This window comes from Sandaracinus amylolyticus, from assembly GCF_000737325.1.
Taxonomy (GTDB): Bacteria; Myxococcota_A; Polyangia; order Polyangiales; family Sandaracinaceae; genus Sandaracinus; species Sandaracinus amylolyticus.
Genome location: NZ_CP011125.1, coordinates 1294069 through 1313379 on the forward strand (window position 1 = coordinate 1294069; position 19311 = coordinate 1313379).

The window sequence follows — 19311 nt, forward strand, 5'->3', positions numbered from 1 at the left end:
ATCTCGCGGGACACCGAGCACGCGGCGCGGTGGAGAGACTCGCGATCTGTCCGTACTCGCGGTACGCCAGGCCTTGGACGTCGCAATCCGGTGCCTACGTCGTGCCGGTCGCGTGGTGTCGTGCCGCCGACTCGTGGGGGCCCGACGTCCACGACGGTCCCGACGCGCTGCTGCGGAAACGATGAGCGATCACGAGAAGACCCGAGAAGCGCTCATCGACGAGCTCGCGAGCCTCCGTCAGCGCCTCGTCGCGGCCGAGCAGCAGCTGGCAGCCACGCGCCCGACCGAGCTCGAGCGACAGCGCGTCCAGCGCGAGCTGCAGCGCCAGGAGGAGCGGCTGCGGCTCATCGTCGACGGCGTTCGCGACCACGCGATCTCGGTGCTCGACGCCGAGGGTCGCATCGTCACGTTCAACGCGGCCGCGGCGCAGATCAAGGGCTACCAGCTCGCCGAGGTGCAGGGGCAGCACTTCCGCGTCTTCTTCACCGAAGAGGATCGCGCCTCGGGCCTGCCCGAGCTGGAGCTCGAGACCGCGCGCGCCCACGGCCGCTACGAAGGCGAGGGCTGGCGTCTACGCAAGGACGGCTCGCGCTTCTACGCCGCCGTCTCGCTCTCGGCGCTGCACGACCCGTCCGGGGAGATCGTCGGGTTCGTCAAGGTCACGCAAGATCGCACTCGCTACCGCGAGCTGACCGACGCGCTGCAGGAACGCGAGACGCGCCTCCAGCTGATCCTCGACGGCGTGCGCGACCACGCGATCTCGATGCTCGATCCCGAGGGACGCGTCGTGACGTTCAACGCGCCTGCCGAGCGCATCAAGGGCTATCGCCTCGACGAGGTCCAGGGGAAGTACTTCGGCATGTTCTTCACGCCCGAGGACCGGGCGTCGGGGCTGCCCGAGACCGAGCTCGAGGTCGCGCGCGCGCAGGGCCGCTATCAAGGCGAGGGGTGGCGGCAGCGCAAGGACGGCTCGCGCTTCTACGCCGCGGTGTCGCTCTCGGCGCTGCACGCGTCTTCGGGCGCGCTCGTGGGGTTCGTGAAGGTCACGCAGGACCGCACTCGGTTCCGCGAGCTCACCGAGACGCTCCAGCGCCGCGAGGCCGAGCTGCGGCTCATCGTCGACGCGATCCCCGGCCTCGTCGCGTACCTGTCTCGCGACCAGACGTACCAGCAGGTCAATCGCGCCTACGAGGCGTGGTTCGGCCGGCCGAGCGACGAGCTCCTCGGCAAGCACCTCGTCGACGTGCTCGGCCCCGCCGCCTACGCCGCCGTCCGCCCGCACGTCGAGGCCGCGCTCGCGGGGGAGCCGAGATCGTTCGTCTCGGAGCTGCCGTACGAGCACGCCGGGACGCGCTGGGTGCGCGCCTCGTACGTTCCGGACCGCGGCCCGGACGGCACGGTCCAGGGCTTCGTCAGCCTCGTGCTCGACGTGACCGACGCGAAGCGCGCCGAGCAGCAGCTCGCGGAAGAAGCACGCCTCAACGAGACGCTCTACCGCGTCAGCACCGCGCTCGCGGCGGACCTCGATCTCGACAGCATCTTCGCGCGCCTGACCGACGAAGCCACGAAGGTGTGTCGCGCGCAGTTCGGCGCGTTCTTCCACAACGTCACGAGCCCCGACGGCGGGAGCTACATGCTCTACACGCTGAGCGGCGTGTCGCGCGACCGGTTCGCGGGCTTCCCGATGCCGCGCAACACCGCGCTCTTCGCGCCCACGTTCGCCGGCGCCGGCGTCGTCCGCTCGAGCGACGTCACGAAGGATGCGCGCTACGGCCAGGAGCCGCCCTACCACGGCATGCCCACCGGGCACCTTCCGGTCCGCAGCTATCTCGCGGTGCCGGTCGTCTCGCGGAGCGGCGAGGTGCACGGAGGGCTCTTCTTCGGCCACGCGGAGCCGGGCGTCTTCACCGAGAAGGACGAGCGCATGCTGGTCGCGGTCGCCGCGCACGCCGCGGTCGCGATCGACAACGCGCGCCTGCACGCCGCCACGATGACTGCCGAGCAGCAGTACCGCGCGCTCGCGGAGTCGTCGCCGCAGCTCGTGTGGACCACCTCGCCCGACGGCGCGGTGGAGTACTGCAACCCGCAGTTCCTCGCGTACGTGGGGCTCTCGCTCGAGCAGATGCGAAGCGAGCCGACGTGGCAGCGGATCGTCCACCCCGACGACGTCGCCGCGGCGAGCGCTGCATGGACACGCGCGCTCACGACCGGCGAGCCCTACGAGGTCGAGTACCGCCTCAAGCGCGCGGCCGACGGCAGCTACCGGTGGTTCCTCGCGCGCGGTGCGCCGGTGCGCGACGGCGACGGGCGGATCATCCGCTGGGTCGGCTCGTGCACCGACATCGACGACCGCAAGCGATCCGAGGAGACGCAGCGCTTCCTCGCCGAAGCGGGCGCCTTGCTCACGACGTCGCTCGACTACCGCGCGACGCTGCCCACGCTCGCGCGGCTGGCCGTGCCCCACATGGCCGACTGGTGCGCGATCGAGCTGGTGACCGACGCGGGTGGGCTCGAGCGCGTCGCGCTCGCGCACGTCGATCCCAACCGGATCGAGCTGCTCCGCGAGCTCGACCGCCAGTTCCCCTCGGTCGAGCACGAAGCCGCGCTGCGCGTCGCGCGAACCGGTGTGCCCGATCGTGCTCGCGAGATCACCGACGAGATGCTCGTCGCGAGCGCCCGTGGCCCCGAGCACCTCGCGCTCCTCCGCGAGCTCGGCCTGCGCTCGTGGATGGCCGTGCCGATCGCGGCGCACCGGCGCGTCGTCGGCGTCATCTCGTTCGCGTCGTCGGAGTCGGGCCGGCTCTTCGAGGAGCGCGACCTCGACGTCGCAGAGGAGCTCGGCCGTCGCGTCGGCGTCACCATCGACAACGCGCGCCTCTTCGAGATGACGCAGCGCGAGCGGCTGCGCGCCGAGGAAGCGAGCCGTGCGAAGGACGAGCTGCTCAGCGTCACGTCGCACGAGCTGCGGACCCCGCTGAACGCGATCCTCGGCTGGAGCCGCATGCTGCGCTCCGGCACGCTCAACGAAGAGAAGCGGGATCGCGCGCTCGAGACGATCGAGCGCAACGCGCGAGTCCAGGTCCAGCTCGTCGACGACCTGCTCGACTTCAGCCGCGTGATGACCGGTCGGCTGCGGCTCAGCCTCGCTCCCGTCGAGCCCGCCGCAGTCGTCGAGGCGGCGGTCGACGTCGTGCGACCCGCCGCCGACGCGAAGAACGTGCGGCTCCAGGTCCTGCTCGATCCGGATGCCGGCACGCTCAACGGCGACAGCGCGCGGCTCCAGCAGGTCGTCTGGAACCTGCTCTCGAACGCCGTGAAGTTCACGCCGAAGGGAGGCCGCATCTACGTCCGCGTGGAGCGCGAGAGCTCGCACGTGCAGATCGTCGTGTCCGACACCGGGGCAGGCATCGAGCCGTCGTTCATCCCGCACGTGTTCCAGCCGTTCCGACAGCAGGACTCGACGATCACGCGCGCGCACGGCGGGCTCGGTCTCGGGCTGGCGATCGTCAAGCACCTCGTCGAGCTGCACGGCGGGACGATCGGAGTCGCGAGCGAGGGCATCGGAAAGGGCGCGACGTTCGTGGTGCAGCTGCCGGTCTCTCCGCTGCGATCGACGTCGCTCGTCGGCTCCGAGACCCGCAAGGCAGTGAGCCGTCCCGAGGCGCCGCTGCGCTGCCCGCCGGAGCTCGACGGGATTCGCATCCTCGTCTGCGAGGACGAGCCCGACGCGCGCGATCTGATCGAGTCGATCCTCGAGGAGTGCAGAGCGACCGTCGTGCTCGCTGCGTCCGTCGACGAAGCGCTGGATCGATTCCGCGAGGCGCCGCCGGACGTGTTGATCAGTGACATCGGCATGCCCGACGCGTCGGGCTACGAGCTGATTCGCCAAGTGCGCGCGCTGCCCCCGGAGCGCGGCGGCCGCGTGCCGGCGATCGCGCTCACGGCGTACGCGTCGATGAACGACCGCACGCGCGCGCTGATGGAGGGCTTCCAGAACCACGTCGCGAAGCCCACCGAGCCGCAAGAGCTGGTCGCGGCGATCGCGGCGTTGGTGGGCCGGCGAATGCGCGGGTAGGGGAGATTCGGCGGCCTTCAGCGCGGCACAGCGCTCGCCTCGAAGCGCAGCGATCGCATGGTGCGCGACCTGGGTCTCCTCGTCCTCGCGTCTGATCGTGTGCGTCAGCGCGCGTCGAGCGCGGCACGCGCGCACGAGCGTCGGATGCGCTCGGCGTGCGCGGCGTCGCCCTGTGCGAGCAAGCGCGTCGCGACCTCCGTGGCGCGCGCATCGAGCCCGCGCTCGCAGAGCGCGATCACCCGCAAGACCTCGCGCTCTTGCGCGAGCGCACCGTGCGTGTGATCGCGCGCGTGCTCGTCGAGCGCGCGGAGCGCACCCGTCGCGTCGCCTGCGCGCAGCGCATCGGTCGCGCGGCGCACCAGCGCGAGCTCTCGCGCGAGCGGATCGTCGGCCGGCGGTGTGCTCGGCGCGAGCGCGAGCGGGTCGTCGTCGCGCGGAGCGCGCGGCGCGTCCTCGATCGCTCGAGGGGTGACGCTCGGCGGCACGGCGCTCGGCGCGGGCGCGCTCGCGGAGGACGCGTCGACATCGCGCCCGCGAGGGCGCGCGCGTGTCGTACGCGGAGGCCGCGCTCGCGGCTCGACGAGCACGGGCGGAGCGATCACCGGCTCGGAGATCGACGGCGTCTCGAGCGCCGTCGCGTCGTGCCCTCCCTCGCGCGCCGACGGGATCTCCACCGTGACCGCGGGCGCAGCCGACGAGGTGCGCACGTCGGTCCCACGCGTCGCGACACCGACCACGGCGAGCACGATACCCGCCAGGCCGAGCAACACGATCGCGAGCACGCCCTTACCGGACGCGACGGCAGCCGGCGTCGCTGCGCCCGTGACGGCGACGGTGCCCGCTCCCGCGGCGCTGCCGACCGCCTGGTTCGCTGCGACGTCACTCGCTGCCGCGGCCACCGCGCTCGCGGCGATCGCCGCGTCGACGCGTGCGCGCATCCGACCGCGCGTCGCAGCATCGGGCTCGAACGACGCCCGTCCGCTCGTGATCAGATCACGGTCCTTCACGGTCGCCTCCGTGCCGCGCGCGCGCGCAGCCTCGCGACCGCCGCGTCGTAGTCGCGACGCCCGAGCCGCAAGCGCGAGTAGGTCGTGTTCGCGCTCGTCTCCATCGCCTCTGCGATCTCGGGGATCGGCAGGCCTTCGATCTCGGCGAGCACGAACACCTTGCGTCGATCCTCGTCCATCGACGTGAGGATCTCTTCCAGCATGCGGCCAGCCTCCGCGATCTCCGCGTCCTCGTGGGGGCTCGCGGCGTGCTCGTCCGCGACGCGCTGGTCGTCGAGCGTCTCGTCCTCGCGCCGCTGAGAGAAGCGGCGCCGGTGCTCCCGCACGACGTTGAACAGGATGCGCAGGAGCCACGCGCGCACCGAGCCTCTCCCGTCGAACTCGGGCAGGCGCCGGTGAACGACGAGGAACGTGTCCTGCACGACGTCCTCCACGGCATGCGCGCCCACGCCGAAACCGCGCGCGCTGCGATACAGGAACGCCACGTGGGTCTCGTAGAGCTCGTCGAAAGTCGGCATCACGCCGCGCGTCGGAACCGGTCCCGCCGCGGGCCCGTGGCCCGGAGCATCCGAGTCGCCGAGGAGCGCACGGGAGACCGACATCGCCGGAAAATGGCGGGCCGCGCGCGGCGCCGTCACGGAATCCGCAGGGCGACTCCGAGCGCCGCGAAATACGTGCCCCACTCGGCCACCGCGTGCTCGACGTCGTGCTCCGGCAGCGCGAGCGTGCGCCGCACGAGCGGGACGCTCCCGTCGACGACGAGCACGAAGGCGAGCTCCCGCACCGCCCACGCGCGGAGCTCGGTACCGAGCCCGACACTCGCGATCCCGACGGGCGCGGCGACCTCTCGGTCAGGGTCTGCGCGCAGCTCCGGCGCGACGGAGAAGAACCCGCCGTCGCCCGACACGTACGGCCGGATCTCGAACCAGTCGATCGCGAACGCCCAGCCCACGCGCACGCCCGCGACGACGAACCAGAGCTGGGGCCGCGACGGATCCGACGTCGACGTGCTCGCGCGCGAGAAGAGCTCGAGCTCGAGGCCCTCGATCCCCATCCCGATCGAGAGCGTCATCGCGGGCGAGACGCGCGGCAGGTATCCCGCGCCGGCGCCGACCGTGAGCCCGACGATCGTGCGGAGGGGCGAGCGCGCCGACGGACTGCTCGGCAGCTGCGCCTCGTCCCGAGTGTCCACGCGCTCGACCGACGGCGCGTCGGGCGCAGCGATCGTCGCGAGCACGAGCGCGGCGGTCGACGCGAGCGTCGCGCAGTCTCGCGAGACGAACGTGCGATCGAGCCCGGGAGCCCCCTCGGCGCGGAGCGAAAGGCGGTACTCCCCGCCGGCGGTCACCTCGACGTGTCCGAGCACTGCGTACGTCAGCCGCCGCTCGGGCGCGAGCTCGGCCACCTGCGCGCGCACCGTGGGCGCGTCGGGGCACTCCGGGGGCGCGATCCAGCGCAGGCCGACGCGCGACTCGTGAGCTGCTTGCGCGGCAGCGCTCGACGCGGGTGGCAGGAGGAGCAGCACGACCGACGCGAGCAGCGTCCCTGTGCGCGCCGCGCGATCCGCGCGGATGGGGCGTCGAGCCAGCGCGTCCATGCGAGCGGCTCCAAGCATGGAAGCGCACGCGCGGCGCAGCAATCGTGCGCCGCACCGCTCGTCTCGAGCGCGCGCGTCCGATCGCGGCGTCGTCTCACGATCTCGAATTCGTGACGAGCCGATCGATGCCTCGTCATTTCCCGGATCGAGACGTGCGCGCCGTGCGCTGCGCACGAGGAGGCATCGATGTCAGCGGTGGCGACTTCGGTCGCGCGTCACTACGACGCGCGCGGGGCACGAGCACTTCCGTCCGACGGCCCCGCCCCGGTCGTGAACATGGGCTACTGGCGCGCGACGCGCGCGGCGCGCGCGGCGCGCGCGCCCACGCGCCTCCACGACGCGAGCCTCGCGCTCTTCGATCTCGTCCTCGACGAGGCCGCGATCACGCCCGGCGATCGCGTCGTCGACGCCGGGTGCGGGTTCGGGCTCGCCTCGCTGCGCGCGATCGAGCGCGGCGCCGCGTCGGTGATCGGCCTCAACGTCTCTCGCGCGCAGCTCGCGCACGCGCGCGCGCTGGCCGAGAACGCCGGGCACGGCAGCCGCGCGCAGTTCGTGTGCGCGTCGGCGACGCAGATGCCGCTCGAGCCCGAGTCGGCGCACGCAGTCGTCAGCATCGAGGCGGCGTTCCACTTCGACGATCGCGACGCGTTCTTCGACGAAGCGCGTCGCGTGCTCGCGCCGGGCGGCCGCCTCGTGATCGCCGACCTCGTGCTCACGCCACCGGCGAACGTGGTCGAGGCGGGCATGCTCTCGCATCTCTCGCGCGCTCTCGCGTTCCCGCTCGCGAACGCGTACGACCTCGCGGCGTACCAGACGCGCGTGCGGCGCGCCGGGCTCGTCGTCGAGTCGTGTCGATCGATCGCGCACGACGTTCTCCCTGCGTTCCGGCGCTGGATGGCGCGGAACGCGCTGCGCCACCGCGCGATCCGCGACGATCTCGCGCTCGCACCGTACCTGCTCTATCCGTGGGACTACGCGCTCGTCGTCGCGCGTCGGCCGGAGGTCGCGTGATGCGCGCGCGCATCGCGATGGTGGTCGTCACGCTCGTCGTGGCCTCGCCCGCAGCGGTCGACGCCGGTGCCGAGGGGCGCGTCGTCGTCGAGGTGCACGGTCTGCGCAGCGTGCGCGGTCAGGTTCGCGCGGGGCTCTTCGAGCACACCGGCACGTGGCTGCGCGAGGGACACGAGCGCGCGCGCTGTCGTGTCGACGTCACCGCGCGGATCGCGCGCTGTTCGTTCGGCACGCTCCCACCGGGGCGCTACGCGCTCTCGCTGATGCACGACGAGGACGGCGACGGCGAGCTCGATCGAGACTTCTTCGGGGTTCCCACCGAGGGATTCGCCTTCTCGAACGACGCACCCGTGGGCCTCGGCGGCCCGCCGAGCTTCGAGCGTGCGTGCTTCGCGCATCGCGAGGAGGACGAGATCGTGCGCGTCGCCGCGCGGTACGGCCTCTGATCGCCGCGACGACCTGTCGGTCGACGCGGCGTGCACCGACTTGTATTGCAATAGAGTGAGATTCGATATTGCCGCGGGCGCGTGTTCCAACCCTTCCGACAGCAGGACCCGAAGATCACGCGAGAGCCGGCTGTGGATCGCGACGACGCGTCCGAGCTGCTCACTCGACGCGCTCCGACGCCGCCACTTGCGTCAACGCGTGGAGGGCGCATGTCGAGCAGATGTCGGCACTGGCGCGCGAGATCCACGACAACGTCGACGAGATCGTGCAGCGCTGGCACGACGCGTGGCGCGACGATCGACAGCCCCACCACGACCTCAGCGATGCCGCGCTGAAGGACTCGCTGCCGGACCAGCTCCGCGTCATCGCGGACCAGCTTGCCAGCGGCAATCAGGCCGAGCGCCCCGCGATGATGTGGCGAGACTCTCCGCACCGGCTCGATCCGGAGAACCGCATCACCCAGGAAGTCGCGATCGAAGAGGTCGTGCAGGAGTTCGAGCTCGCGGTGCGCATCGTGCGCGACTGGATCGACGAGCGCGGCATCCACGTGACGTTCGCGGAGTATTCGTACTTCTACCAGGCGATGTTCGAGCTCGCCGCGGAGTCGGTGCGTCGCTACGCGAAGCGCGAGGCCGATCTCGTGAGCAACGCGCGCGCCGAGTACCTCGCTGGCGTGATGCACCAGCTCCGTACGCCGCTGAACGCGCTCTCGATGACGGTCGAGCTCGTCGCGTCCCAGCCGGAGCGCGCCCCGAGGATCGCAGACGTCGAGCGACTTCGGCGCAACGTCGGTCGCCTCAAGACACTCGTGGAGGGCGTGCTCCGCGTCGAGCGCTACGAGCCGGCGGACCTCCCGGTGCATCCGGTGGACGTCGAGCCGGCGCGGCTTCTCGACGACATGATGAGCGACCACGAGCGCGAAGCGAGCCGCAAGGGACTGCGGTTCGAAGCGCACGTCGACCGCTCGCTGCGCATGCGCACCGATCCCGACCTGCTGGCCGATGCGGTCGGCAACCTCGTGCACAACGCGGTGAAGTACACCGCGCGCGGCCACGTGCTGATCGACGTCGAGGAACGCGGCGACGTCGTCGTGTTCCGCATCAGCGACACCGGGCCGGGCATCGACGCGCCGACGCGCGACACGCTGTTCGATCAGATTCAGCCCGGGAGAGGGGGCGGCGCAGGGCTCGGTCTGCGGATCGCGCGTCACGCCGCGCAGGCGCTCGGCGGGGGCATAGAGCTCGACACCGCGCCCGGACGCGGGAGCACGTTCTGCGTCACGGTGCAGCGCGAGGTCGAGCCGCGCGAAGGCGGCGCGCAGACGAGGTGACCCCGTGCAGCGGTCACGCGTGCCCGACGCGCCGGGTACGACGTGAACGCGAGCAGCGTGCGCTCGCGGAGCGCCTCGGTCGTCGCGCCGACGAGCATGCGCGTCGAGTCGGCTTCGGAGTCGCGCGGCGGGCCGTCGGGGCTCCCGCACGCGATCGCGACCCACCGCATACGCGCACGGAAGAGCAGCTCGGTCTCGCGACCGAGCTTCGTCGAGCTCGTGGCCGGAACGTGCCTCGAGCTCGCGCCGGCGCGGAGCTCGGCGATGTGGATCGAGGCGCCGGCAGTCGAAACCGGACCTCGCATCGCAACTCGGCGACTCTCGACGATCCCGAACGTGTGAGAGTCTCTTGAGCACGGAGCCCTCATCAGTCGTCTTTGCCGCCGCCACGCGCGTTGGCTGTCGAGTCCGCTCCCGTTGCTGCTGGTTGCATGCACGGCGTCACACCGGCGCGATTCACTCGACGGCGGGCGTGACGGCGCGGTAGCGCCGCGTGACGCGGGCGCGGCCGAGCACGATGGACGCTCGGCGCCTGACGACGGCGCGGCCTCGCGCCACTCGACGCGGGGAGGGACGCTGGGTCGCTCGATCCCTACGACTGCTCGGGGGGAACCGGCAACGCGTACGTCTTCTCGGGTGACCCTGGCGACTTCATCACGCTCGGAGGCTCGTTTCAGGGCGACGCTTCGGATGGCTGGGCCGTGACGCCCATCTCACCCTCGTGGATCCAGTGGACGCGAGGGAACAGCCTGAGGGGAGTTGGTGGTGGACGTTCGAGTTCCGATCTCGGGATGACGACGTTCCGCTCGGGCCGGGAACGTATCTCGACGCGCAGAGAGCGCCTTTCCGTGAGCCGGGCCACCCCGGGATGTCGATCGGAGGAACCGGCCGCGGCTGCAACACGCTGGGCGGCAGCTTCACGATCCTCGACATCGAGCTGGACGGTGCCGTGCTGCGCCGGCTGCGTGCCCGCTACGAACAGTATTGCGACCGTGGCGAGCCGCGCCTCGTCGGCTGCATTCGTTACGAACCTCGCTAGTGGTGCGGTGGCCGTCGACGACCGATTCTCCTGTGGTGCACGGAGTGTCGCGTCGGAGACGGATACGGTGCGACGCACCTCTCCCGGCGCCGCTCTCAAGCGTGTGGCGGCAGGCATACCTCCGAGAAGCGCGGCCTGCGCAGGTCGCCTCGGGACTCCAGCTCGCCCGCCCCGACCAGACCGGCCAGCGCACGCACGTGCGCGTGCACCACGGAGGCGTCCCAGACGTCGTAGTCGCTGGCGTCGATCGCGTCCCATACGACGCGAGCCGCCTTCAGCCAATGGCGCTGTGCGGCAGACAGGATTCTGGATTCGACCGCTCTCCGCTCGTCGGCGTCGAGACTGTCGACAAACGCTCGCTCCAGGTCGGATGCCGCGTCTGGGAGGATGTCGTCGTCGTCGCGGAGGAGCATGAGATGCCCTTTCTGCTCGACGCGTCGGTCGATCGCAACACTGCGGTGCGGCCGGCATTCGCGGCCAGCGACGCGCGGGGTCGATGCTGATGCGGAGAGGCGGCGTGAACGACGGACGCTTCGTTCATCGCTATGCTGCCGATGTGAGTGAGTGCTACGCGGTCGAGCCCGCATCCGACGACCTTCCGCTGCCCACGGGGTGGTGGACGATCGCGGGCATTGATTGTCCGCGATGCGGGAAGTGGGGCCGGACCGGTCTATGGTATCCGTCGATCGACCCGCGTGAGCTGGACGGCCTCGCCACAGCTTCCGGTACCGAGCATCTCCCGCCGGCGGACTTCGCCCAGCACATCGCAGCGCTTCGCAAGCGCGTCGGCGATGCGCTCGTTCTCGGTCCGACGACTTCGGTGGGATCCCGTGCGGCGGTCGTCGACAGGCGGCCGCGCGATCTCTATCTGCCTTGCGGCTTTGAGTTGTTGGCGCGACTCGCCGTATGGGAGGAGCTCAGCCGCCAAGGGGTTCGCCTCGGGAGCGCGCCCGTTCCGTGTGAATTCACGCTGAAGCGTACGGGCGAGGATCTGCAGCTCAGCGCGGTCGATATTCCGCCGCGAGCACGGCTCGTGTCGAGCCTGCGTGCTGAGGCAGAGGCGAACCGGTGCTCGATCTGCGGGCGGTTGCCAATCACGCTGCCAGACCGCGACCAGCTTCGCTTCGAGCGTGAGTCGATTCCCACTGACCTCGATTTGTTCCGCGGTGCGGAGGCGACCACGGTCGTGCTCGCGACTCAGCGCTTCGTCGACGTGGTGAGCGCGCGCGCATGGAAGGGTGCGCGCTTCCTCCCTGTCGGATTGGAGTAGCGCCGCGGTCGGCAGACAGAGGCGCTCTCGATCGAACGACCACATCCGCCTTGCCCCGCCGTGGAGTCGACCGCGACGCGGCACCACCGCCTGCAGGTTCCCCGCACGGATGAACGACGCGGGCTCACTGCGCGTAGTCTGCGCGCCAGACCTCCAGGATGTCCCTGCCGGCGACCTCGTACTCGGCCCCGAGGTGGTGGTGGTAGCGGATGATCCGGTCTCCACGCGACCAGTCGATCGCCCAGACGTCGTCGCCTCCGGAGAAGCCGAAGAACACGAACGGGCGGAAGTCGAGTTCCGGGAAGAAGCCCGGCCACTCCTCCCAGTAGAACCGCGTCGTCGCGACGAGCGAGCCGACGCTGTCGGGCTCCGCCAGCGAGAGGAGGTACTTCGCGTTGCCGCGGTCCTCTCGGAAGCCATCGCACTCGAGGTAGAAGCGTCGCAGCTGCGCCGGGAACCGAACCCCCAGCGTGGCTTCGGCGGCGGCGATCGCTTGCTCCGTTGCGGGCGGGGCGAGGCGGGCTCGGGGAAAGAGCGCCTGGATCGACACATCGCTCGGCATGGCCGCCGACTATACAGCGCGGCGTCGGCGCGCTGCATGACGGCCGGCGATCCCAGTTCGGCCGCCCCGTACGCGAAATCCGGTCCGGACGACTTCAGTTGTCGCGCGTGGATTTCAAGTCGAGTCCGAACAACTCGAGTTGCCCTCCTCTGGATTTCAAATCCAGTTCGGACAACTTCACTTGCCCTTCTCCGTACTTGAAATCCAGCTCGGACGACTCGAGTTGTCCTCCTCTGGATTTCGAATCCAGTCCGGGCAACTCCACTCGTCCCGCGGCGTCCTGAAACCGTCCCGCGACGATCGCGATCGTCCTCGCGCGATGTTCCCGCGTTCCACGACGATCCGACTCGTCCCGGCGCGCCTCCAGACCCGGCGCGCACATTTTCTCTTCGCGCCCACGCAACGCCTGGCGACCGCGCGCGATGAGCCTGGCACGTCGGCGATCTGCCGAACGCCAAGGAGGCTCGCCGTGCCCGATCCGATTCTCAATCCCACTCCCACTTCGCCGCCCGAGCCCAGCCCGCTCGCGCTGCGCGCGGCGCTCGATCAGCGACGCGAATTCCTCGTGCTCCTGCCCACCGAGAAGGTGAAGCGCGACCTGCGCCTCGACGTGAAGGTCACGGGCGCGATCGTCTCCGGCGCGATCCCGCTGATCATGCAGCACCGCGACGCCATCGCGGCGCAGTTCGGCGAGGAGGGCGTCGCGTCCCTCGACGAGCTCCAGGGGCTCGTCTACGCGTGCATCCAGGCCGAGATCGAGGTCACCAACGCCGAGAGCGGGACCGAGGTGGCGGAGCTCGCCGCGCGCGTCTCCCAGTCGCACCGCTACCTCGTCAACGAGCTCGAGAGCCTCGCGTTCCGCAAGCTGCTCGACGCCTCGCGCATCGATCCCGGCCGGCCCATCCAGGGCTATCGGCCGCTCGTCACGAGCACGCTCACGCTGATCGACCTCGCGCGCACGATCCTGCCGGAGGTCGGCGGAAAGACCTCGCTCACGATCGAGACGCTCGTCGACATCGAGCGCGTCGCGACCGAGATGTTCGACACGCTCAACGCGCGTGACCGCGGCGTGCCGCGCATCGCCGGCGCGCCGCGCATCTCGGCGGCCGAGCTGCGCACCCGCGCGCTCAGCCACCTGGTGTCGGTCTACGACCAGGTCCGGCGCATGCTCACGTACGTGCGCTGGGCCGAGGGCGACGCCGACGCGATCGCGCCCTCGCTCTACGCCGCGCGCCGCGGCTTCCACCGCACCAGCTCCGGCTCGACCGACGCGGGCTCGGGTCAGCCCAATCCCGCGCAGCCGACGCAGCCCACGCCGACCGAGCCCGCCGTCACGCCCACCCCCGCGCCGGCGCCGATCGATCCCGTCCCGGGCAGCGGCCCCGCGCCCTTCACCTCTTGATTCACCTCGCCACTCGCTGAGCCACGTCACCCCCATGGCGCGCGCCGCGGACGATCGCACCCCCGCGCTCTTCCGCGGCGCGCGCCCCCTCCGTCGAGGCACGCCATGTCCAGCCACCACCCGGCGCTCCGGCTCGGTCAGCGTCGCACCGTCGATGGTCGCACCGACCTCGGTCCGTTCGAGCTGCCCACCCACGACCTCCTCACGCACGCGGTCATCGTCGGCTCGACCGGCAGCGGCAAGACGGGCCTCGTCACCGTGATGATCGAGGAGGCGCTCGGCGCCGGCGTCCCGGTGCTCGTCGTCGACGTGAAGGGCGATCTCCCGAACCTCGCGCTCGCGTTCCCGTCGCTCGATCCCGCGCTCGTCACGCCGTGGATCGAGCCCGCCCGCGGCGACGTCGACGGCATCGCCGATCCGCCGGTCGTCGACGAGGCGATCGCGCGACACGTCCGCGAGCTCGCAGCGTGGTCGCTCGGCGAGGCCGAGCTCGCCTCGTACGTCGCGCGCAGCTTCGTCCGGATCGTCACGCCGGGCACACGCGCGGGCGAGGAGCTGCATCTGCTATCCGCGCTCGAGCGCCCCTCTCCGCGCTGGCAGAGCGATCCCGACTCTGCGCGCGCTGCGCTCGCAGGTGCGATCTCGCTCGTGCTGCGGCTCGCGGGGCGCGAGGGCGATCCGGCGCGCAGCCGCGAGCACGCGTTCCTCTCGGTGCTCGCCGAGCGTCGCGTCGCGCGCGGCGATGCGGCACCGCTCGAGGCGCTGGTCCTCGAGATCCTCGATCCGCCGATCGCGTCGGTGGGCGCGCTCGAGGTCGATCAGTTCCTCGGCGCGCGGCAGCGCGCGGAGCTCGCGGCGGATCTCAACACGCTGATCGCGTCGCCCACGCTCGCGTCGTGGCGCCGCGGCGGCGACCTCGACGTCGCGCGCTGGATGGAGCCCGTCGATGGCCGCACGCCCGCGACGATCGTCAGCGTCGCGCACCTCGACGAGAGCGAGCGCGCGCTCGCGCTCGGCGTGATCCTCGAGGAGGTGCTGAGCTGGGTGCGCACGCTGCCCGGCACGTCGCGACTGCGCGCGCTCGTCGTGATGGACGAGGTCTACGGGCTCGTGCCGCCGCACCCGAGCTCGCCGCCGACGAAGCGCCCGATCGTGTCGCTCTTCAAGCAGGCGCGCGCGTACGGCGTGGGCTGCGTGCTCGCGACGCAGAACCCGATGGACCTCGACTACCGCGCGCTCTCGAACGCGGGGACGTGGATGCTCGGGCGACTGCCCACCGACGCCGATCGCCAGCGCGTGATGGACGCGCTCGGCGAGGACAAGAAGAAGAGCACGCTCTCGAACATCGTGAAGAAGCTCGGGCCGCGCTGGTTCGTGGCGCGCGACGCGAAGGGCTCCGACGTCGCGCTGCTGCACCCGCGCTGGGCGATGTCGCTCCTGCGCGGTCCGATGACGCCGCGCGAGATCCGCCTCGCATGCGAGCTCGGAGCGCAAGGCGGGTAGCGTGTGAGCTCGACGCGGGGCTCGTCACGCGACGAGCGCGATGCCGCGCGCCTCGCACGCATCGAAGAGCGCGTCGCGCGCATCGTCGCCGAGCTCGTTGAGCTCGATGCGCAGCTTCTTCAGCTGGTCGATCACGCTGCTCGCGAGGAGCGCGGCGACCCCACGCGATCCGAGCTGGTTGTCTGCGACGTCGAGCTCGCGCAGCCCACCGAGGTTCGGCGACGTGCAGAGCGCGTCCATGCCTTCGTCGCCGATCGCGTTGCCCGCGAGCTCGAGGCGCTCGACCGTCCGCAGCCAGCGCGCGGCGGCGAGCGCGCGCACCCCGTCTGTGCCCACCATCGAGTCGGGGTCGAGCAGTCGGTTCGAGTCCTGGTTGTAGCTGAGCGAGAGCTCGGCGAGCCGCTCGAGGCTGCAGTGCTCCGCGAGCGCGCGCACCCCCGGCCCGCCGAGCCGGTTCTCGGAGAGATGGAGCGACCGGAGCGACGTGAGCGCGCTCGACGCGACGAGCGCTCTCGCGCCCTCGTGGCCGACGTGGTTCAGCCCGAGGTCGAGGTGCTCGAGGCGCGACGGCCTCGTGCTCGCGAGCGCCTCCGCGCCTGCCCGCCCCACCTGCGCGTACGAGATGCGGAGCGTGCCGAGGCGCGCCATCCGCTCCGACGCGGCCAGCGCGACGACGCCTTCGTCGTCGACCTGGACGTCGTGGTACTGCAGGTGATCGAGCGCCGGGAGCCCGGTCCCCGCGGCGATGGCGCGCACGCTGCGGTTCGTCGTGGCGCCCTCGAACGTGAGGACGCGGATCGGCAGCGCCGAGGCCGCGAGGATCTCGGACGCGTCGTCCGCGATGGCGTCGCCCGCGAGCTGGAGCTCGCGCAGCGCGGCCGGCGCCGCGTCGGCGAGCACGCGGATCGCGTCGAGCTGGGTCTCCATGCTGAAGAGCGCGAGCGAGGAGACGCGCGCGGTGTGCTCGCTCCCGAGCACCGCGCGCACGAGCGCGGCGTCCACCACGCCCTGCTCGAGCTCGAGGCGGCGCACCAGCGCGTGCGCGGGCTGCGGACCGTCCTCCAGCGACGCCGCGTGCGCCACGCGCGAGCCGTCGGGCCAGTGCGCGAGCGCGCGGTCGAGCTCCGCGAGCTCGGTCGGCGAGAGCTCCGGCGCGCGCTCCCAGATGGCCCTCCATCGCGGCGCGCTCGGTGCGAGCGCCGCGTTGGTGAGCGCCCATTCGAGCAGCCCGTTCATGTCGTCCCCTCGGCTCCGTCCGATGATCGCGGTGCTCGATCTCGAGGTCCGCGCGCGCCGCCGGAGCGGCTCGAATCCGTGTCGATGATACGATCGAGTCACGACGATGAACGCGCGCGATGTCATCGTGCTCTGCGCCGTGGTCGCGGGCTGCGCCGATCCGAGCTCAGGCAGACCACCGACTCGGTCGTTCGTCACGATGGCGGGCCCCGACGGCGCGACTGCGACCGGGTCGGTCTCGGCGCTGCGAATCGAGGGCGGCGACCCTGGTGCGTTCCAGCTCTCTGTCGTGAGCTGGCCGGATCGCGCCCCGGTCGCCCACACGATCGCGAGCCACGTGGCAAGCGACGTCGCAGAGCACACCGTGACGCTGGACGGTGCCGTATCGCCCGGCTGGTATGCCGTGGTCGCGACGCCGATGGAGGCCGGCCTGGACGTGCGACCGTCGGGCGTCATCGCGCTCGAGGATGGAAGCTGGGCCGCGCGCTTTCGCACCGACTCCGCACCTCGCATTCGCATGCTCGGATCGACGCGGGCGAGCGCGAGCGAGGTGTGGGTGGACATCGAGTTCTCGGAAGGCGTCGCCGCGGCCGGCGCCGAGGCGATCGAGATCGCGCTCGGCGGAAGCCCGTGTGAGCGGTTCGAGAATCCCGGTGACGTGATGCTCGCTCTGTCGTGGCGATGCACCGGCGCGGCGTCGGAGCTCGTCGTCGTGATCGGTGAGGACATCGCCGCACCTGCGGGAGGCGTGCTCTCCGCGCGTGAGCTGCACGTCGGCGTCGGCGACGTGCATCGTGATCCCATCTAGGGCTCGAGCCTCCGCGCTCACCGTTGCGATCTCGGCGCGTCCCGCGGGCCACGCCGCCCGCGAGCTCCGAGTCGAACGCGACGCGACCAGCGCTCGACCGACGTCGCGGAGCGCGCTCGCGAACGCGGGTCACCGCCGCTTGACGATTCGCATTGCGAATGCGAATCACTTCCATCTGATCCCGGGCGATGTTCCCGGGCGGAGGCTTCTCGATGAGCTTCGTGTCGGCGGCCAGCGCTCTCCGGTCGCGCCTCTTCGTCGTCGCTGTCGCGGTCGGTGCCTCGGTGAGCGCGTGCTCCTCCGGCCCCGACTCCTCGGATCCCGACGGGGGTGGCGGCGGCACGCTCGGGCCAGCGGTCGTCGTGGTCGGCCAGGCGTACACGCCGGAAGACTATCTGACGTACGTGCGCGTGTTTCCGGAGGTCCCCGAAGGCGACATCGACTTCGGCGAGTTCCGCGAGTTCGGCAACGCGAACGTGAGCGTTCACGACGGCCGGATCTTCGTCGAGCAGGACGGGGTGGTGCAGCGGTTCTCGGTGAGCGCGGACCTCGAGCTGATCGAAGGACCGCGCTTCAGCTGGGCGGACTTCGGCATCCCCAGCGCGAACGCGACCTCGACGGTGTTCATCTCCTCGACGCGGGCCTACACGCTGGCGCCACAGCTCGGACTGATCGTCGTGTGGAACCCGGACGAGATGATCCGGACCGGCACCATCGAGCTCGACTACCCGGAGCGGCCCGACTCCATGGAGACGTTTGCGTACGACGCGCACGTCATCGACGGACGCGTCATCTGGAACATGTTCTCCGGTGACTGGGCGACCCCCACGTCGCATCCCGGCGTCGTGCTCGCGATCGCGAACGCGGAGGACGACAGTCCGCCGCGCTTCGTGGAGGACACGCGCTGCCTGCCCGGCGGGCCGTCCTTCCTCGACGAGCGAGGCGACCTGTACGTGCACGGCGGCGGCTACTTCGGGTACTTCCACGCGTACGGCGGGATCGAGGGCAGCCGCACGTGCGCCCTGAGGGTGAGCGCGGGCGAGGTCGAGCTCGACCCGACGTACGTGCTCGACTACGAGGCGACCACCGGGAGCTACGTGAACACGCCTTGGATCTGGGTCTCGGGCGACCAGTACGTCACGCGCGTCTGGAGCTCCGAGGTGCCCTTGCCGGCGTCCCCCGACGACTTCTGGACCACGGACGCGCGCGAGCCGGTGCTCGTCGATCTGAGCGACGGCACCGCCGTTCCGTATCCCGACCTCGAGGGCTACGAGGACGTCGACGGCGCGACGCGTGTCGTGGACGGCGTGAGCTACTACCAGGTCAGCGAGACGGGCTACGTCGCAGGCGGCAACACGGCCGTCGTCGAGCTGCATCCCGACGGCACCGCCGAGAAGTTCCGGCTGACCGGAGGCTTCCTGCTCGGGATCGAGCGCGTGCGCTGAGATCAGTCCAGACCGTGTTGCCGGGGAGACGGCGACGATGAGCGCGCGCTCGATCGGTTGCCCGGACACGAGGCGAAGCGTGCTCGCTCGCGATCGCGAGTGATCGCGCGGCGTCCGGAGCGCTAGAAATCTTCGTGGCGCCTCGTGCGTATGTACGGGCCAGGAGGAGTGGGATGACGACGCAGCGGAGCTCGCACGGGGTGCTGGTGGGGTACGCGCTCTGGCTCTTCGGGTTCCTCGGCGCGCACCGCTTCTATTACGGGCGTCGCATCAGCGGCACGGTCTACCTGTGCACGCTCGGCCTGCTCGGCGTCGGGTGGATCCTCGACCTCTTCCTGATGCCGCTGCTCGCGCGCGACGCGGCCGAGCGCTACCACGAGGGGCCGTATCGCTACGACGTCGCGTGGCTGCTGCTGACGTACGGCGGCGTCTTCGGGCTGCACCGCTTCTACGTCGGGAAGATCTGGAGCGGCCTGCTCTACCTGTGCACCGCCGGCCTGCTCGGCGCGGGCATCGTCTACGACTTCTGGACCATGAACGAGCAGGTCAGCGTCGCGAACCGCGAGTGGAAGAGCTGAC

Annotated in this window: 17 protein-coding genes; 11 read left to right on the forward strand and 6 right to left on the reverse strand. The window is 71.1% G+C overall.

The genetic code is table 11. From position 1 onward, the window contains the following. Window positions 1-181 precede the first annotated feature (181 nt). Complete coding sequence (locus DB32_RS05355) at window positions 182-4075, forward strand: PAS domain S-box protein (RefSeq protein ID WP_053231344.1); 3894 nt, start codon at window positions 182-184, stop codon at window positions 4073-4075. 104 nt (window positions 4076-4179) lie between these two features. Here DB32_RS05355 and DB32_RS05360 read toward each other — a convergent pair whose 3' ends face one another. The 3 genes from DB32_RS05360 to DB32_RS05370 all read right to left on the reverse strand — a co-directional run bounded on the left by DB32_RS05360 (window position 4180) and on the right by DB32_RS05370 (window position 6679). Next, the gene (locus tag DB32_RS05360) at window positions 4180-5082 is read right to left on the reverse strand and encodes a hypothetical protein (protein WP_053231345.1); all 903 of its coding nucleotides are present in this window, start codon (window positions 5080-5082) and stop codon (window positions 4180-4182) included. Then, entirely contained in the window at window positions 5079-5600 is a 522-nt protein-coding gene (locus DB32_RS05365) for an RNA polymerase sigma factor (protein ID WP_075097823.1), read from the reverse strand. The genes DB32_RS05360 and DB32_RS05365 overlap by 4 nt, the downstream gene beginning before the upstream one ends. 116 nt (window positions 5601-5716) lie before the next feature. After that, a complete protein-coding gene (locus DB32_RS05370; RefSeq protein WP_053231347.1) occupies window positions 5717-6679 on the reverse strand; it encodes a hypothetical protein in 963 nt (320 codons plus the stop codon). 186 nt (window positions 6680-6865) lie between these two features. On the opposite strand from DB32_RS05370, the gene DB32_RS05375 reads away from it, so the two are divergent. From DB32_RS05375 to DB32_RS47975, 4 genes are all read left to right on the forward strand, one after another. Next, window positions 6866-7690 (forward strand): SAM-dependent methyltransferase, encoded by an 825-nt coding sequence (locus tag DB32_RS05375; protein WP_083457156.1) that lies wholly within the window; start codon window positions 6866-6868, stop codon window positions 7688-7690. Beyond that, the gene (locus tag DB32_RS05380) at window positions 7690-8136 is read left to right on the forward strand and encodes a DUF2141 domain-containing protein (protein ID WP_053231349.1); all 447 of its coding nucleotides are present in this window, start codon (window positions 7690-7692) and stop codon (window positions 8134-8136) included. The genes DB32_RS05375 and DB32_RS05380 overlap by 1 nt, the downstream gene beginning before the upstream one ends. Before the next feature lie 221 nt (window positions 8137-8357). Then, complete coding sequence (locus tag DB32_RS05385; protein WP_053231350.1) at window positions 8358-9467, forward strand: sensor histidine kinase; 1110 nt, start codon at window positions 8358-8360, stop codon at window positions 9465-9467. Between the two features lie 721 nt (window positions 9468-10188). Then, window positions 10189-10506: a hypothetical protein gene (locus tag DB32_RS47975; protein WP_169791349.1), complete on the forward strand. Its 318-nt coding sequence runs from the start codon at window positions 10189-10191 to the stop codon at window positions 10504-10506. Between the two features lie 95 nt (window positions 10507-10601). Here the strand turns inward: DB32_RS47975 and DB32_RS05395 are convergent, their stop codons facing one another. Next, window positions 10602-10919 (reverse strand): hypothetical protein, encoded by a 318-nt coding sequence (locus DB32_RS05395; protein ID WP_053231352.1) that lies wholly within the window; start codon window positions 10917-10919, stop codon window positions 10602-10604. Between the two features lie 104 nt (window positions 10920-11023). Here DB32_RS05395 and DB32_RS05400 point away from each other — a divergent pair, with 104 nt between their 5' ends. Next, entirely contained in the window at window positions 11024-11776 is a 753-nt protein-coding gene (locus DB32_RS05400; protein ID WP_169791350.1) for a double-CXXCG motif protein, read from the forward strand. A 124-nt stretch (window positions 11777-11900) separates the two neighbouring features. Here the strand turns inward: DB32_RS05400 and DB32_RS05405 are convergent, their stop codons facing one another. Then, a complete protein-coding gene (locus tag DB32_RS05405; RefSeq protein WP_169791351.1) occupies window positions 11901-12326 on the reverse strand; it encodes an SMI1/KNR4 family protein in 426 nt (141 codons plus the stop codon). Window positions 12327-12477: 151 nt separating this feature from the next. Here DB32_RS05405 and DB32_RS05410 point away from each other — a divergent pair, with 151 nt between their 5' ends. Then, window positions 12478-13740 (forward strand): hypothetical protein, encoded by a 1263-nt coding sequence (locus DB32_RS05410; protein WP_157068749.1) that lies wholly within the window; start codon window positions 12478-12480, stop codon window positions 13738-13740. A gap of 105 nt (window positions 13741-13845) precedes the next feature. Beyond that, the gene (locus tag DB32_RS05415; RefSeq protein WP_053231356.1) at window positions 13846-15243 is read left to right on the forward strand and encodes an ATP-binding protein; all 1398 of its coding nucleotides are present in this window, start codon (window positions 13846-13848) and stop codon (window positions 15241-15243) included. A 24-nt stretch (window positions 15244-15267) separates the two neighbouring features. Here DB32_RS05415 and DB32_RS46440 read toward each other — a convergent pair whose 3' ends face one another. Beyond that, window positions 15268-16479, reverse strand: coding sequence for a leucine-rich repeat domain-containing protein (locus tag DB32_RS46440; RefSeq protein WP_157068750.1), 1212 nt, complete (start codon window positions 16477-16479; stop codon window positions 15268-15270). A gap of 106 nt (window positions 16480-16585) precedes the next feature. On the opposite strand from DB32_RS46440, the gene DB32_RS46445 reads away from it, so the two are divergent. The 3 genes from DB32_RS46445 (at window position 16586) to DB32_RS05435 (ending at window position 19310) form a co-directional block, all read left to right on the forward strand. Then, window positions 16586-17287, forward strand: coding sequence for a hypothetical protein (locus DB32_RS46445; RefSeq protein WP_157068751.1), 702 nt, complete (start codon window positions 16586-16588; stop codon window positions 17285-17287). Between the two features lie 212 nt (window positions 17288-17499). Beyond that, complete coding sequence (locus DB32_RS05430; RefSeq protein ID WP_157068752.1) at window positions 17500-18732, forward strand: hypothetical protein; 1233 nt, start codon at window positions 17500-17502, stop codon at window positions 18730-18732. A 173-nt stretch (window positions 18733-18905) separates the two neighbouring features. After that, a complete protein-coding gene (locus DB32_RS05435) occupies window positions 18906-19310 on the forward strand; it encodes an NINE protein (protein WP_053231360.1) in 405 nt (134 codons plus the stop codon). Window position 19311: the final 1 nt, after the last annotated feature.